We start from the raw sequence: 15,335 nt of genomic DNA, 5'->3' as shown, positions 1-15,335 counted from the left end.
CACCGAGAGTGAACAGCACCATGCACGGTGATTCGACCGACGCGTCCCACTACCGCCTCGTGTGCTCCGTCTGCGGGAGACGACAGGCCGACGATGGCCTGACCCTCGGCTGCGCCGGGCAGCACGAGCCCGGGCTGTGGCAAACCGACTACCAGGCAACCGAGTTCGTCCCCGACGCCAGTCAGAGCGGGGTGTTCCGCTACCGCGACTGGCTGCCGGTGCGGCGCACGCTTGAGGGCACCGGCCGGACCGTGGTGCACCGCAGCGAGCGGCTGGCCGCCGAACTCGGCCTGGACGAGCTGTGGATCGCCTTCAACGGCTACTGGCCCGAGCGCGGCGGCGACCTGACTACCGGTACCTTCAAGGAACTTGAGGCCGCCGCGGTGATCGGCCGGATCCCGGCGGACGCCGGGACGCTGGTGGTCGCCTCGGCGGGCAACACCGCCGCCGCCTTCGCCGAACTCTGCTCGCGGTACGAGGTCCCGGTGGCCATCGTGGTCCCCGCCTCCGCCGTGCCCCGACTGCGCACCCGTGGCCCGCGCTCCGCACTGGTACGCCTGATCGCGGTCGAGGGGGCCGACTACGCCGACGCCATCGCGCTCAGCGACGCGCTGGCCCGGCTCCCCGGCTTCGTCCACGAGGGCGGGACCAGGAACGTCGGCCGCCGGGACGGTCTGGCCACCGTGCTGCTCGCCGCCGTCGAGACGATGGGTCAACTGCCCGAGTACTACTTGCAGGCGATCGGCAGCGGAGCCGGGGCCATCGCCGTGCACGAGGCCGCGCTCCGGCTCCGATGTAGCCGCCCGGGACCGCTGCCGCAGCTGATTCTGGCTCAGAACGACGCCTACGCGCCGGTGTACCGCGCCTGGGAGACCGGCGAACGCCTCTGGGAGAGCGGCTCCGAGGAGGGCCAACGCCGGGCCACCGAGCTGGCGTTCGCGCCGGAACTGACCAACCGCCGCCCGCCGTACGACCTGCGTGGCGGCCTGTGCGAGGCGCTGACCGAGAGCGCCGGGGACGTCCTCGTCGCCGACCGCGGGGCAGCGCTGGCGGCCATGGCCTCCTTCCAGGAGCTGGAGGGGATCGACATCGAACCGGCCGCCGGGGTCGCGCTCGCCGCGCTGCGGGCGGCCGTGGCGGCGGGCCGGATCGACACCAGGGCGTCGGTGCTGCTGAACATCACCGGCGGCGGCCGGGCCCGGTTCGCCCGGGACCATGTACTGACGACCCGTCAACCCGACCTGACCGTCCCCCGGGCGGCCGTGCACGACCCGGCGAGCCTGGCTGCGATCGCGGCGGTGGCGGCGGTTCCCGGGCCGCTGCCCGCCATGGCCTGACACCAGCGTATGTGACTATCCGTCAGATCGCCCTCACCGCACTGGAGCAGTCGCCTCTCATGACCGAACTCCTCAGCGAACTCGTGGCCGCCATCCGAGCCGGGGTGCGGGCCGCCCCGACGGCCGAGGAACGCGCGCGACGGGTCGCCGACGCGCTGGCACCGTTCCTGTGCCGCACCGACCTGGTGCCGCCCGCGCAGCTGGAACCCGATCCGGCCGGATACCGCCAGCACGTGCTGCACGTCGAAGCGGACGGCTCCTTCTCCGTGGTCGCCCTGGTGTGGCTGCCCGGACAGCGGACCAGCATCCACGACCACACCGCGTGGTGCGTGGTCGGCACCCACCTGGGCGCCGAGGAGGAGACGAGCTACCGGCTGGACGCCGGAGGTGAGCGGACCGTGCTGCTCCCGGTCGCCACCACCGTCCACCCGGCCGGCGCGGTCACCTGGGTCACGCCGCCCGGCGACATCCACCGGGTGCGCAACGCGACCACCGCCACCGCCGTCTCGCTGCACGTCTACGGCGTGGACGTGCGGCAGCGGGGCACCAGCATCCGCCGCACCTACGACCAGCCGGTGCTGACCGCCGCCGCGCCGGTCTAGGGCCGGTCTTTCGGATCACGTCGGGCGGCCAGGTCCGCGGCGACCGCGGCTCGGACCGCCGGTCCGGACGGGTCGCGGAGGAAGAAGTGGCCGCCGGGGAAGGCCCGCTGGGTCGAGCCGCCGCTGGTCACCGCGGACCAGTGGGCGAGCTCGGCGGCGGTCCGCTCGTCCTCGTCGCCGCCGAGGATCGAGACCGGGCAGTCCAGCGGCGGCTCCGCGCCCACGGTGAAGGCCGGGGACGCCTCGAAGGAGTCGCAGAGCGTGAAGTCGGCGCGGAGCAACGGCAGGAGCAGGTTGAGCAGTTCGGCGTGCGCCAGGACCTCCTTCGGCGTGCCGCCCAACCGGACCAGTTCGGCGACGAGTTCGTCGTCCGTCCAGCCCGGGCGTCCGGTGTTGTCGCGCGGGACGCCGGGACCGGCGGCGCCGCTGACGAACAGCCGCGCGGGCGCGGGATCGCCGTGCCGCCGCGCGGCGAGCGCGACCCCGTACGCGAGCAGCGCGCCCATGCTGTGGCCGAAGAGCGCGTACGGCCGGGCGAGGTACGGGCGCAGCGCGGCGTACGTGGCGGCTACCGCCTGCTCGTAGTCCTCCAGCAGCGGCTCCACGAACCGGCTCTCCCGGCCCGGGAGTTGCACGGCCAGCAACTCGACGTCGAGGGGCAGCGCGGCGGACCAGTCCTGGTAGAAGGAGGCCCCGGCGCCCGCCGGGTGCAGGCACAGCAGCTGGATCCGGGCGTGGGGGCGCGGATTCCAGGGGCGGACCCAGGGGTTGTCGGTGCTGGCGGGAAGGGACATGCGCGAGGCCTCTTCGGTGCGGGGGAGAACAGCAGCGGGCCCGGGCGACTGCCCGGGCCGCGCGTACTGGCTGTGGCTGGCAGTCGCAGCCTAGCGGGCCGTCAGTTCGCCTCTGCCATGGCCCGGATCAGGCTGGCCGGGCGCATGTCGGTCCAGTTGGCTTCGACGTAGTCGAGGCAGTCCTGGCGTCCGGTGGGGCCGCAGGCGACCGTCCAGCCGGCCGGGACCTCGGCGAAGGCGGGCCAGAGCGAGTGCTGGTTCTCCTCGTTGACCAGCACCAGGTAGGTGCCGTCCGCGTCTTCGAATGGGTTCGCCATGGGGTGTGTCCTCTCTGAACGGTGGCCGGCCGACCGCACCGCGGCCGCCGTGGCGACGGCGGGTGCGAGCGGCCGCGGTGTCCACCACGTGCCCGGTGCTGTGATCCCGCCGCACCTCGGCGGTGGGCGCGGTCTCGGCACGACCATGATCGGCCGCCAAGAACAACAGACCGCCGCGGAGAGTCGCCTGGGTGAACTTGTCCCACAGATTTTCGAGTCGCGGTCCAAAGCGGGCACGGCGGACGCCAGTTGCTCGGTCGTCGGCCGCCAACGCGGATCACACCGAGGTGAGGGGGGTGTCCCAGTCGAGTTGGCGGAGCAGCTCCGGGTCCACCCGGGTGACCGGTCGGCCGCCGCCCCCGGCTCCGGGGCCCGGCGTCCGGCCCGGGTCGGGACGCGGCGGCGCCGTGCCGTCGGTGATCCGGGCGCTGGCGGCGGTGTTCCGCTCCACCCTGGGGCGGCGGAGCCGCTCGTAGGCGGCCAGGGCGGTCGCGGTCCCCGGGTAGTCGCGCAGCGCCTTGGCCAGGACCACCGCGTCCTCCAGCGCCATGGCGGCCCCCTGGCCGGTGGCCGGGGAGGCGGCGTGCGCGGCGTCGCCGATGAGCAGCGTCCGGTGCTCGGCCCACGGCGCGCCCGGAGGCAGGTCGCAGGCGTTGGTCACCATGATCCGGCGGTCCGTCGCGGCGACGAGGTCCGCCGCCGGTGTGGCGTCCGCGCGGAGCAGCGGGAGCAGCAGGTCGCGCCACCGCGTCGGCGTGCCGCCCGCGAGCTCGGCCGCCGTGGCCGCCGGTCCGGACACCCGGGCGAACCAGTGGGTCTCGCCGCTGGGCGAGGTCGCGCAGCCGAAGGCGGCGCCGCTGCCGCGGATCATCGTGATCCGCTCGGAGTCCCCGCCCGGCAGCACACCGGAGCAGTAGCCGTAGTAGACCCGCTGTCCCGCGTAGCGCGGACCGGCGCCACCGGGGTCGAGCGACGAGCGGACGGTGGAGTTGATCCCGTCCGCGCCGATCAGCAGGTCCCCGCTCGCGGTACTGCCGTCGCTGAAGGTCGCCCGGACCGAGGCGGGACGGTCGCTCAGGGCGGTCAGCCGCACCCCGTGCGCCAGGGCGATGCCGCGCCGCCCGGCCTCGGCCTGGAGCGCGCGGTTCAGCTCGCTCCGGCGCAGGCAGCGGAAGCGGGACAGCGGCCGGTCGGCCTCACCCAGCGGGATCTCGGCGACCTCGTCGCCGTCGGCGGCGAGCACCCGCATGGTGGTCAGCGGGAAGCCCACGGCAGTGACCGTCTCGGCCGCGCCGATCTGCGCCAGGGCCCGCATGCCGTTGTCGGCCAGGGTGAGGAACGCCCCGATGTCCTCCGCGCTGTCGGGGTGGGCCTCGTGGACGGAGACCGCGAACCCCGCCTGGTGCAGGGCCAGCGCGGTCGCGGTCCCGGCGATGCCGCCGCCGATGATCAGGATGCGCATGGTCGAAGCCCTTCGTCCGGTTGCCCTCGATTCTGGACCGGTGCGGCGGTTACCTGTCGCTTGTGCGGACCGGTACCCCGCGCGAGTCCCGCGCGTACGTCCGTCGCGCGTTCTTCTCGATCTTCCGGGCCACTTCGGAGGCGAGGTCCACGCCGTTCATCTCGGCCAGGGCCGTCAGGTAGAGGAAGACGTCGGCCAGTTCCTCGCCGAGGTCGGGCAGGCCCTTGCGCCACGCGGTGAAGGCCTCGCCCACCTCGGCGCTGAGCAGGCCGAACTCCAGGGCCACATTGGTGGTGTTGAACCCCTTGGCGTTCTTGTTCTCCCAGGCGAGCTGCTGGGCGTGTGCGATCTCCACGACTCCTCCGGCGGTGGTGCGGCGGGTGCTCTCGAAAGCCTAGCGAGGCTGCCCGCCGACGTACCGGCTTCGTGGGCGGTGTCACCCTGCGGAGGGGAGTTCGAGGCCGGTGCGGCCCGTCCCGGGGTCGGCCATCTCACAGCCGCCGCCGGATCAACTCCCGGCCGGGGCAGCCCGATCTCTGCGATGCTGGGCGCGATCTGTTTGTATGAGCACGGAACTGGAGATGTACGTGTATCGACGTCGTACCCGCGCCGCCAGGGGAACCCTGGTCGGCGCAGTACTGGCCGGAACCCTCGCCTCGGTCCTGGCGACCGGAGCACCGGCCAACGCGACCGTGGTCAGCAAGGCGGCAGCCCCGGCTCCGACCCCCGCCCCCAACCTGACGGCGCTGCGCACGGCGCTGCAGGCGGTCGTCAAGTCCGGCGCGCCGGGCGTCTTCGCCCAGGTGCAGGACGGGTCCGGGAAGAAGAGCTACACCGTCAGCGTGGGCTCCGGCGACATAGCCACGAAGGCGGCGGTCAACCCCGGCGGAGAGTTCCGCGTGGGCAGCATCACCAAGGACTTCACCGCGGTCCTGGTGTTGCAGCTGGTGGCGCAGAAGAAGGTCAACCTCGACACGGTGGCCAGCGCGTACCTCCCGGCCGGTCTGCTGCCCAAGGGCTCGCCGATCACCGTCCGCGAGCTGCTGGACCACACCAGCGGCCTCTACGACTACACCAACGACCTGCTGACCGGCGACACCGTCACCGGCTACCAGGGCTTCCGCTACAAGACCTACCAGCCGCAGGCGCTGGTCGCGGACGCGGTCAAGCACGGGCAGCAGTTCACCCCCGGCAGCGAGTACAGCTACTCCAACACCAACTTCGTGGTCCTCGGCCTGCTGGTCGAGCACGTGACCGGGCAGCAGTACGCCACGGTGCTGCAGCAGCGGATCCTCACCCCGCTGCACCTGAACCACACCTACTTCGTGGTGCCGCAGACCACCATCCCGGGCGTGCACTCCATCGGCTACCTCACCCAGGACGACCCGACCAAGCCGCTGTTCGACGCGACCAACCAGACCGCCTCCTGGCTCTGGACGGCCGGGGCGCTGATCTCCAGCACCTCGGACCTGAACAACTACCTGCTCGCGCTGACCACCGGCAAGCTGCTCCCGGCCGCCGAGCTGGCGCAGATGGAGAACACCGAGTTCGTGAACTCGACCACCCGCTACGGCCTCGGCCTGCGCGAGTACGAACTCCCCTGCGGCGTCGACGTGTACGGCCACGACGGGATCATCGAGGGCTACCAGACCTACGCCTACTCGACCAAGAACGGCTCCCGCCAGGTCACCATCTCGGCCAACGCGTCCAACAACATGAACATCTACGCGTCCGAGCTGCTGGCGCTGACCCCGGTGTTCTGCGGCACCGCGGCCACCCCGGCCGCCAAGAAGCTCGCGGTCAGCAACGCCGTCAAGGTCGCCAAGGAGGAGACCGCCGGCTAGGCACGGCCCGTCACCTCGGTCCTGCCTGACGAGATCCCGCCCGGTCACCCCGATCGGGCGGGATCTCGTGCGTCCGGCCGCCCGCCCCCGGCCGACTGGCTGTAGACAGTGTCTACGGCCAGCTGGTAGACAGTGTCCATGGAACAGGGACAACAGGGTTCACTGCGGGAGCGGCTGGTCGACGCCGGGGTGGAGCTGGTACTCGCCGAGGGATCGACCTCGCTCGGGCTGCGGGAGATCGCCCGCCGGGCGGGGGTCTCGCACGGGGCGCCGCGCCGGTACTTCCCCACCCACCACGCGCTGCTCTCGGCGATCGCCCGGCGCGGCTTCCAGGAGCTCGGCACCCGGTTCGCGGCCGCGCTGGCCGCGCCCGGGTCGGCCCGGACGCGACTGCGCGCCGTCGCCCGGGTGTACGTCGAGTACGCGCTGGAGCGCCGGGGCATGTTCGAGCTGATGTTCCGCCACGACCTGCTGGAGGGAGCGCCGCCGCCACCGGACCAGCCCAGGCTGCGCGAGTCCTCGCTGCCGCTGTTCGCGCGGATGACCGACCTGGTCGCCCAGTGCCGCCCGGAGCCGGACGACGACGGCGGAGCGGCCGTGGCCGCCGCCGCGCTCTGGTCGAACCTGCACGGAGTCGCCCAGCTGTGGGCGTGGGGGAGCCTCCCGCTGGTCCTGTCCGCCGCCCGGCCGCCGGTGGCGGGTGCTCCGGCGGACGACCCCGCCGAGCGCCTCGAACGCCTGCTGGCGGCGGTGCTGGACGCCCACCTCGGCCCGGAGCCGCAGTGACCGCCGCACCGCGCACCGCCGCCGAAGCCCGCGACACCACCGGACCCGGCGACACCACCGGGCCCGGCGACGGCGGATCGGTCCGGCGCCGGTTGGCACTGCTGGTCAGCGTGGCCGGGTCGATGCTGGTGGCGATGGACGGCACGGTGCTGCTGGTGGCGCAGCCCAGCCTGGGCCGGAGCCTCGGCGCCGACGTGGCCCAGGTGCAGTGGACGAGCACCGGCTACCTGGTCGCGGTGGCCTCGCTGCTGGTGGTCGCCGGGCGGCTCGGCGACCGGTGCGGACACCTGCGGCTGCTGGTCGTCGGCGTGCTCGGGTTCGGGGCGGCGTCGGCCGGGATCGCGCTCGCGCCCACGGTCGGCTGGGTGGTCGGAATGCGGGTGGTGCAGGGCGGCTTCGGCGCACTGCTACAGCCCGCCACCCTGGCGCTGCTGCGGCTGGCCTACCCGGCGGACCGGCTCGGCACCCCGATCGCGGTGCGTACCAGCGCCATCGCCGTGGCCGCCGGGACCGGTCCGGTACTCGGCGGCCTGCTGCTGGAACACCTGGGCTGGCGGTCCGTCTTCTGGATCAACGCCCCGATCGCGCTGCTGATCGCCGCGCTCGCGCTGGTCGCCCGGCCGCCGACGCCCGCCGCCGGTCCGGGCCCGGCTGCCGCGCCGGGGCGGCTCGACCTGCCCGGAGCGGTACTGCTCGCGGCGGCCCCGGCGGTCCTGGTGCACGCCCTGGCCGAGGTGCCCGCCCGCGGCTGGACGGCGCCGCGCACGCTGCTCGAACTCGCCCTCGCCGCAGCCCTGACCGCGCTGTTCGCACGGCACGAACGCCGCACCGCGCAGCCGATCGTGCCGCGCGCGGTGGCCGGGTCGGCACCGGTGGTCGCGTCGATGGCCATCCTGCTGGTCACCGGCGCGGGCCTGAACGGCGCGCTGTTCACCGCCACCTTCTACCTCCAGGACACGCTCCGGCTCGGGCCGCTCGCCTGCGGCCTGCGGATGCTGCCGCTGACCGGGGCGATGATCCTCGGCGCACCGGTGGCGGCCCTGGCGCTGCGTCGGTACGGCCCGCGCCGCTGCGCGACCGCGGGAACGCTGCTGGTCGTGCTCGGTATCGGCGGCCTGGCCCGGTTCGACCCCGGCACCGGCCTGCCGTTCATCGCGGCCACCGCCGTGCTGCTGGGCGCGGGCTTCGCCACAGTGATGGTCACCGCCACCGGCTCGGTCGCCGGTGAGACGCCTCCCGGCTACGCCGGGGTCGTCAGCGGGCTCAAGCAGACCGCCATGAACCTCGGCCCGACCCTCGGCATCGCCGTCGCCGCCGGAGCCGCCGGCTCGTCCGGCCCGGCCACGACCCCCACCGCCCTGGCCCTGGCCGCCGTCACCGCCCTCGCCCTGGTCCCGGCCCGCCTGCTGCCCGGACCCCCGGCCGGATCACCGCTCGCGGTAGTCGGCGGCCGACCCGCCCGGCGACCGGGTCGGTGGTCAGGGAGCTGACGGGCGGGGTGTCACGTCCACGGGAGGCGCGCCCGGTACGCCCAGTAGTCCGCGGCAGGTTGCGCCAGCACGGCCAGCCGGTCCAGGTCCTCGGGGCCGAGCCGGGCCCGCGCCGCGGCGAGGTTGCTGCCGAGCTGCTGGACGTCGGCGGCTCCCGAGAGCACCACGTCCACCCACGGCTGGGCCGCCACCGCGGCCAGCGCCACGGCGTCGGGGGTGGCTCCGATCGCCGCCGCGGTCCCGCGCAGGGCGGCGGTGTCCGGGCCGGTCGCGTTCCGGTCGGCCAGGCGGCCGTTGGCCATGCCCTCCTTGACGATCACCGTGAGCCCGCTCGCGTGGGCCTCGGCGAGCGCCGGACCGGCCGAGGGCTCCAGCAGGTTGTAGGTGGCCTGGACGCTGCGGAAGAGCGGCGCCCCGTCCACCGCGACCGCCAACGCGGCCCGGATCGCGTCCGCCTGGGCCGGGCCGCTGGACGAGAAGCCGATGGTGACCCCCTCGTCCGCGAGCCGGGCCAGCCGCCGGTGCAGCGCGGTATCGGTCAGTGCCGGACTGTCCGGGGTGAGCGAGTGGATCTGGTAGAGGTCGAGCCGTGGGCCGAGCAGCGCGCGGGTCTCGGCCGACTGCCGCTCGAAGGCGGCCGCGCCGTGGTCCTTGACCTCGTGCACCTCGGCGTCGGTGCGCCACCCGGCGGTGTACGTGTAGCCCCACTTGCTGCCGACCACCGCGTCCGCGGCCTCCGGGTGCCCACCGAGCCAGGAGGCCAGGAACTCCTCGGCGCGACCGTAGGAGCGGGCCACGTCGAAGTACCGGACGCCCTGGGCGTAGGCGGCGTCCAGCAGTTGGTGCGCGCGCTGCCGCAGCGCCTCGACCGAGCGGTCGGCGGGCAGGTCCTCGCTCCGGCCCAGCGTGATGTACCCGGGACGGGCGACCGCGGCCAGCCCCAGCCCGAACCCGGCGGTCTGGGGAGCACCGGTCCGCAGGCGTTCCAGCGACACGTGCGACATCCTTCGCGATTCGGGCGGGCAGGTTCGGGCGGGCAGGTTCGTGCGAGCAGGTTACAGCCAGCATCCGGTCGGCCGGTCGAGCAGCCCGCTGAACCTCGGTCCATACATATCCGGTCATCAACACATAAGATCATCGGCGACGGCTCCCGGGGCGGGAGCGCGGGCTGTTCCGGCAGCGGATTTCGACAGCGGAGGCGTGTGGTGCGGTTCAACCTGCTCGGACCATTGAGCGTCGACGACGGTCGTGGGGAGCCGGTGGCGCTGCCCGCGGGGATCCCGCGCACCGTGCTCGCGGTGCTGCTGCTGAACGCCAACCAGGCGGTGTCGGGGGAGAAGCTGGCGCAGGCGGTCTGGGGCGAGGAGCGGCCCGCCGCGACCACCGCCGGGCTGCGCAACCACGTGTCGCGGCTGCGCCGTCAGCTCGGCCCGGCGGCCGGGCGGGTGCTCACCGTCCCGGACCTGGGCTACCTGGCCCAGGTCGGGGACGGCGAGCTCGACACCCGGGTGTTCACCGACACCTGCGCCGAGGGGCGCCGCGCCCTGCACGCGGGCGACAACGCCGCCGCCCGGGACACCCTGGCCACGGCGCTGGCCCTGTGGCGGGGGGAGCCGCTGTCCGACCTGCCGACCTCCGCGGACGCCGCCGCCGAGATCCAACGACTGGAGGAGACCCGGCTGCTGGCCCTGGAGGGGCGGATCGAGGCGGATCTGCGGCTGGGACGGCACAGCGAACTGGTCGCCGAGACCCAGTCCCTGGTCCGGGCGCACCCCCTGCGGGAGGAACTGCACCGGCAGTTGATGCTCGCCCTGTACCGCGCCGGACGGCAGGCCGAGTCGCTGGAGGCGTTCCAAGGGCTGCGCCGCACCCTGGTCGAGCAGCTCGGGGTGGAGCCCTCGGCGCCGCTGCGGGAGCTGCACGGCCGGATCCTGCGGGCCGACCCCGACCTCGCCGCCCCCGCGCCGACACCCGGCACGGGCGGCGCGGCCACCCCCGGCCCCGGCGCCGCCGCTGCGGCCGCCCCGGCGGCGGTCCGCGGCCCGCGCTTCCAACTGCCGGTCGAACCGCGCACGTTCACCGGCCGCACGCGGGAGCTCGACCGGCTGCTGGCCCTCGCCCGGGAAGCCCCGACCGGTTCCGCCGCGGGCATGGTGGTGGTCTCCGCGATCGACGGCATGGCCGGTATCGGCAAGACGGCGCTGGCGATCCGGGCCGCCCACCGGGTGCGTGAGCAGTTCCCGGACGGGCAGCTGTTCATCGACCTGCACGGGCACACCCCCGGCATGGCACCGCTCGACGCCGGTACCGCGCTGGACTGGTTCCTGCGCTCGCTCGGCGTGCCGCCGCAGCTGATCCCGGTGGGCCTGGGGGAGCGCGCCGCGTTCTACCGGGACCGGCTCGCGGGCACCCGGACGCTGATCTTCCTGGACAACGCGGCCGGTGCCGCGCAGGTCCGGCCGCTGCTCCCGGCCACCCCCGGGTGCCTGGTGATGGTCACCAGCCGCAGACGGCTGACCGGTCTCGAAGACGCGCAGTCGCTCGCCCTCGACGTACTGCCCGAGGCCGACGCGGTCGCCCTGCTGCACACCGTCGCCGGTCCCGGCCGGATCCCGCAGGACCACCCCGCGGTAGCGGAGTTGGCCGCCCTGTGCGGTCGGATGCCGCTGGCCATCCGGATCACCGCCGCCCGGCTGCGGCACCGCCGCGCCCTGCGGATCGAGGACGTCGTGGAGCAACTCCACGACGAGCACCGCCGACTGGACTACCTCCAGGACGCGGACCGCGACCTCGCGGCGGTCTTCGAGTCCTCCTACACCGCGCTGACCGGCGCCGAGCAGCGGCTGTTCCGGCTGCTCGCGGTGGTCCCCGGGGCCGACTTCGACGTGTACGCCGCCGCGAACCTGGCCGGGGTGGACGAGCGCGCCGCCGAGCGGCTGCTGGAGTCCCTGCTCGACCACAACCTGCTGACCCAGCACACCCCGGGCCGCTACCAGTTCCACGACCTGCTCCGGCTCTACGCCCGCACACTGGGCGGCCAGGACCCGGGCGCGGCCGGGGAGCGGGACACCGCGCTGCGCGAGCTGCTGGACTACTACCAGCAGACCGCCGACCTCGCGGACGGCCACCTCGCCCGCTACACCCGGCCCGGGCCGCCCCGGGCCGCCGCCGCGCGCGCGGTGGCGCCCGGGATCACCGACCGGGCGACCGCGCTGGCCTGGATGCGGGCCGAGCACGACAACCTGCTCGCCGGTGTCGGCCGCGTCGCCGACCAGCCGCGCCGCCTGATCGCCCTGACCGGCGCGCTGACCTCCTACCTCCAGCAGGACGGCCCCTGGCCGCAGGCCGTGGCGCTGCACCGGGCCGCGGCGACCGCCGCCCGGGAGTCCGACGACCGCCTCGGCGAGGCGAACGCGCTGTGGGACCTGGGGCGCATCCACTACCAGCTGGGGGACCTCGCCGCCGCCACCGGCGCGCAGGAGCAGGCCCTGGCCATCTACCAGGACCTCGGCAGCGTCCACGGCGAGGCCAGGGGCCTGTACCAGCTGGGCCGACTGCGGCTGGCGACCGGGGACTTCCCGGGGTCGGCCGAACTCCAGGAGCGCTCCATCGCTGCCTACCGGAGCCTCCCCCGGCGCCTCAGCGAGGAGGCCGACGCGCTGCAGGACCTGGGGCGGGTGCGGTACGCGGAGATGGACCTGCCGGCGGCGGTGGAGCTGTTCCAACGCGCGCTGGCCATCTTCCAGGAGTTCGGCGACGGCCTCGGCGAGGCGAACGCCCACTGGGACCTGGGGCGGATGCGGTTCGCGGCGGGCGACCTGCCGGAGGCGACGGCGCTGTTCCAGCGCTCGCTGACGATCTACCAGGACATCGGCAGCCGCCAGGGCGAGGCCAACGCGCTGGGGGACCTGGGCCGGGTGCGGCAGGCGGCCGGGGACTTCCCGGTGGCGACCGCGCTCCAGGAGCAGGCGCTGGCCATCTTCCAGGACATCGGCCACCGCCCGAACGAGGCGTTCGCCCGGTGCGACCTGGGCCGGGTGCGGTTCGCGGCGGGCGACGTCCCGGCCGCGGCTGAGCAGTTCGAGCGCGCCCTGACGATCTTCCAGGACATCGGCAGCCGCCAGGGCGAGGCCAACGCCCGGCGCGAGCTGGGCCGGGTCCGGCAGGCGACCGGGGACCTGACGGCGGCGGCCGAGCTGCTGGAACGCGCCCTGAGCCTGTTCCAGGACCTCGGCGAGCCGCAGGGCGTGGTCGAGGTCCTGGTCAGCACCGGCGCGCTGGTGGCCGAGACCACCGGACCGGCCGAGGCCAGGGCCGTCTACCGGCGGGCCGTGGACCTCGCCCGCGAGATCGGCAGCGTGATCGAGGAGGCGATGGCGCTGGAGGGCGGCGCCCGCTGCGCGGCCCGCGCCGGTGACCGCGCCGCCGCCCTGCTCGAACTGAGGCAGGCGGTCGGGATGTACCGGCGGATCGGGGCCGCGGAGGCCGATCGGGCGAGCGCGTTCCTGGCCGCGCTGGAGGCCGAGGACCGCACCGGGCAGCCTCACGGCTGAGCGGGTCCAGCGGGTCCAGCAGGTCCAGCGGGTCCAGTGGGCTCAGGCTGAGCGGGCGCGGTCGGCTGGGTGGACATGGAGCCGATGCCCTTGCTGAGCGTGGCCACCAGCGCGGCGACGGTGGCCAGCAGCGGGAAGGCCAGCAGCGCGGTCCGGCTGCTGAAGTGGGCCAGCAGCAGCCCGGCCAGGGCGGGCGCCAGCGCGGCGGCCGAGGTGGCGGCGACCAGGATCAGGCTGACCACCCGGCCCTGGAGGTGGTCCGGGGTGATCGCCGCCTGGTAGCCGAACAGGGCGGCATTGGCGGTCGGGCCGAGGAACACCGCGGCGGCCACGGGCACCGCGGTCAGGATGCCGATGGTCGGCAGCACGCTGACCGCCATCAGGACCGCGGTCGACCAGCAGAGCGTCCTGACCAGCGTCGGCAGCCGCAGCCGACGTTGCAGCGCCGGGGCGGCGAAGGCGCCGAGGAAGCCGCCCACGGCGAAGATCGTGCTGACCACGCCGACCAGCACCGGCGACATGCCGGAGCGGCGCAGGGCGACGGTCATCGCGAAGATCATGCCGGTGAAGGCCATGTTCAGCGGGGCGGCGATGACCAGCAGGGCCCGCAGGAACGGATTGCCGAGCAGGAACCGCAGCCCCGCCCGGCCCGGCGATCCCGCGGCGGCGGCGGCCGCGGCGGGCCGGGGCTGCTGCATGGGTTGGCGGATGAACAGCACCGCCACCAGTGACAGCAGGAAGGACAGGGCGTTGCCGAGGAACGGCAGCGTCCGGCCGAGCCCGAACAGCAGGCCGCCCAGCGGCGGCCCGGCCAGGGAGGTGCCGTAGCTCCGCGCCTCGTTGCGGGCCACCGCGCCGACGATCTGGTCCGGTCGCACCAGGCTGGGGACCGCGGCGAACTCGGCGGTGCTGAAGATCGCCGTGGCGGCGGAGCTGACCGCCACCACGGCCAGGATCATGGCCAGGTCGGCGGTGCCGGCCACCACCGCGGCGGCCAGACCCGCGTACACCAGCAGCCGCAGGACGTCGCAGCCGATCATCAGCCGGCGGCGGTCGTAGCGGTCGACCAGGACACCGGCCGGCAGTCGGCAGGCGGTCGTGACCACGAGACCGGCGGTGCCGATCAGACCGGCCTGCGTCGGTGAGCCGGTCAGTTGCAGCACCAGCAGCGGCAGCGCCAGTCCCGCCATGGCGCTGCCGGTGTCCGAGAGGCACTCGCCGGTCCAGAGGAGGTTGAAGGAGCGGTTGCGCCACAGGCTCGGCGACCGGTCGCGACCGGCCTCCGCTAAACCGGTGGTGTCGTCCGTGGCCGGTCGGGTCATGTCGGCTCCGTCGTCGAGATCACCAGCATCTTCGTCACCGTTCCGTCGTCGCCGACGACATCGCGGACATGCCGGAAGCCCATCCGCTGACAGGCGGTCAGGCTCGCGCTGTTCCCGGCTCCCACCATGCCGTAGACCTCCTTGAGGCCGAGGTCGTCGGCGGCGTACCGGAGCACGCCGCGGGCGGCCTCCGGGCCCAGCCGCCGACCCCAGAACTCGGGGACCAGCGCGGTGATGAGCTCGTGGCCGTCGACGTTCCCGGTCTTCTTCAGCTCCGCGTGGCCGACGTAGGCCCCGTCCAGCCACAGGCCCCACACGTCGAACATCCGTCTGGGGTACACATCGCTCAGGATCATCCGGAACAACGTGCGGATGTCCGCCTCGGGGGCCTGCTCCTGGCCCATCCAGCGGCACACCTCCTCGTCGCGCAGCAGGGCGACGAAGACGTCCTCGTCCTCGGCCCGGTAGGGGATGAATTCCAGGTGCTCGGTGCGCAGCACAGGGGTCATGGCGTTCCTCCAAGGTGTTCGCGGTGCGGATGGGTGCGCGGGACGGGTGTCCGGATGGGTGCGGGGCGGGGGCGGGGGCGCCGGTCGGCGCCCCCGCCCCGGGCGGTCAGGCCCCGGCGTTCTCCATGCGCTCGCGCAGGCTGCGCGGGCGCATGTCGGTCCAGACCTCGTCGACGTAGGCGGAGCACTCCGCCTCGGAGCCCTCCTTGCCGACGGGCTGCCAGCCCGCGGGCACCTCGACGTCCGTCGGCCACAGCGAGTACTGCTCCTCGTCGTTGCGCAGCACCTGGTAGCGGGTGTTCTCGTCCATCTCTCGTTC

General features: G+C 74.3%; 14 protein-coding genes. 6 read left to right on the top strand and 8 right to left on the bottom strand.

From position 1 onward, the window contains the following. The first annotated feature begins 20 nt into the window (after positions 1-20). Together GXP74_RS22615 and GXP74_RS22610 are read left to right on the top strand one after the other, a co-directional pair. On the top strand, positions 21-1,337 hold the full coding sequence (locus GXP74_RS22615; RefSeq protein WP_182453067.1) for a cysteate synthase: 1,317 nt from the start codon (positions 21-23) through the stop codon (positions 1,335-1,337). A gap of 11 nt (positions 1,338-1,348) precedes the next feature. Continuing rightward, positions 1,349-1,939: a cysteine dioxygenase family protein gene (locus GXP74_RS22610; protein WP_225448117.1), complete on the top strand. Its 591-nt coding sequence runs from the start codon at positions 1,349-1,351 to the stop codon at positions 1,937-1,939. Here the strand turns inward: GXP74_RS22610 and GXP74_RS22605 are convergent. The 4 genes from GXP74_RS22605 to GXP74_RS22590 all read right to left on the bottom strand — a co-directional run bounded on the left by GXP74_RS22605 (position 1,936) and on the right by GXP74_RS22590 (position 4,867). Next, positions 1,936-2,733: a thioesterase II family protein gene (locus GXP74_RS22605; RefSeq protein WP_182453066.1), complete on the bottom strand. Its 798-nt coding sequence runs from the start codon at positions 2,731-2,733 to the stop codon at positions 1,936-1,938. The genes GXP74_RS22610 and GXP74_RS22605 overlap by 4 nt on opposite strands. A gap of 101 nt (positions 2,734-2,834) precedes the next feature. Further along, positions 2,835-3,050: an MbtH family protein gene (locus GXP74_RS22600; RefSeq protein WP_182453065.1), complete on the bottom strand. Its 216-nt coding sequence runs from the start codon at positions 3,048-3,050 to the stop codon at positions 2,835-2,837. 277 nt (positions 3,051-3,327) lie between these two features. After that, positions 3,328-4,512, bottom strand: coding sequence for an NAD(P)/FAD-dependent oxidoreductase (locus tag GXP74_RS22595; RefSeq protein WP_182453064.1), 1,185 nt, complete (start codon positions 4,510-4,512; stop codon positions 3,328-3,330). A gap of 49 nt (positions 4,513-4,561) precedes the next feature. Then, complete coding sequence (locus GXP74_RS22590) at positions 4,562-4,867, bottom strand: MazG-like family protein (RefSeq protein WP_182453063.1); 306 nt, start codon at positions 4,865-4,867, stop codon at positions 4,562-4,564. A gap of 208 nt (positions 4,868-5,075) precedes the next feature. Here GXP74_RS22590 and GXP74_RS22585 point away from each other — a divergent pair, with 208 nt between their 5' ends. The 3 genes from GXP74_RS22585 to GXP74_RS22575 all read left to right on the top strand — a co-directional run bounded on the left by GXP74_RS22585 (position 5,076) and on the right by GXP74_RS22575 (position 8,632). Continuing rightward, positions 5,076-6,356 carry a serine hydrolase gene (locus tag GXP74_RS22585; RefSeq protein WP_182453062.1) on the top strand — a complete coding sequence of 427 codons (1,281 nt, stop codon included), beginning with the start codon at positions 5,076-5,078 and terminating at the stop codon, positions 6,354-6,356. A gap of 138 nt (positions 6,357-6,494) precedes the next feature. Beyond that, positions 6,495-7,142 (top strand): TetR/AcrR family transcriptional regulator, encoded by a 648-nt coding sequence (locus tag GXP74_RS22580; protein ID WP_182453061.1) that lies wholly within the window; start codon positions 6,495-6,497, stop codon positions 7,140-7,142. A gap of 122 nt (positions 7,143-7,264) precedes the next feature. Next, positions 7,265-8,632, top strand: a complete 1,368-nt coding sequence (locus GXP74_RS22575; protein ID WP_182456574.1) for an MFS transporter — start codon at positions 7,265-7,267, stop codon at positions 8,630-8,632. An 11-nt stretch (positions 8,633-8,643) separates the two neighbouring features. Here the strand turns inward: GXP74_RS22575 and GXP74_RS22570 are convergent, their stop codons facing one another. Next, the gene (locus GXP74_RS22570; RefSeq protein WP_370468456.1) at positions 8,644-9,627 is read right to left on the bottom strand and encodes an aldo/keto reductase; all 984 of its coding nucleotides are present in this window, start codon (positions 9,625-9,627) and stop codon (positions 8,644-8,646) included. A 210-nt stretch (positions 9,628-9,837) separates the two neighbouring features. On the opposite strand from GXP74_RS22570, the gene GXP74_RS41890 reads away from it, so the two are divergent. Further along, on the top strand, positions 9,838-13,185 hold the full coding sequence (locus tag GXP74_RS41890; protein ID WP_182453059.1) for a BTAD domain-containing putative transcriptional regulator: 3,348 nt from the start codon (positions 9,838-9,840) through the stop codon (positions 13,183-13,185). On the opposite strand, the gene GXP74_RS22560 is transcribed toward GXP74_RS41890, so the two are convergent. The 3 genes from GXP74_RS22560 to GXP74_RS22550 form a co-directional block, all read right to left on the bottom strand. Continuing rightward, positions 13,176-14,507 carry an MFS transporter gene (locus tag GXP74_RS22560; RefSeq protein WP_182453058.1) on the bottom strand — a complete coding sequence of 444 codons (1,332 nt, stop codon included), beginning with the start codon at positions 14,505-14,507 and terminating at the stop codon, positions 13,176-13,178. The two genes, GXP74_RS41890 and GXP74_RS22560, sit on opposite strands and share 10 nt — an antisense overlap. Beyond that, the gene (locus GXP74_RS22555) at positions 14,504-15,016 is read right to left on the bottom strand and encodes a GNAT family N-acetyltransferase (protein WP_182453057.1); all 513 of its coding nucleotides are present in this window, start codon (positions 15,014-15,016) and stop codon (positions 14,504-14,506) included. Before GXP74_RS22555 ends, GXP74_RS22560 begins: the two co-directional genes overlap by 4 nt. A 106-nt stretch (positions 15,017-15,122) precedes the next feature. Next, on the bottom strand, positions 15,123-15,326 hold the full coding sequence (locus tag GXP74_RS22550; RefSeq protein ID WP_182453056.1) for an MbtH family NRPS accessory protein: 204 nt from the start codon (positions 15,324-15,326) through the stop codon (positions 15,123-15,125). Positions 15,327-15,335 lie beyond the last annotated feature (9 nt).

This window comes from Streptacidiphilus sp. P02-A3a (assembly GCF_014084105.1).
Lineage (GTDB): Bacteria > Actinomycetota > Actinomycetes > Streptomycetales > Streptomycetaceae > Streptacidiphilus.
The sequence above is the reverse complement of the archived record's forward strand: the minus strand, read 5'-3'. Positions and strand labels throughout refer to the sequence as shown.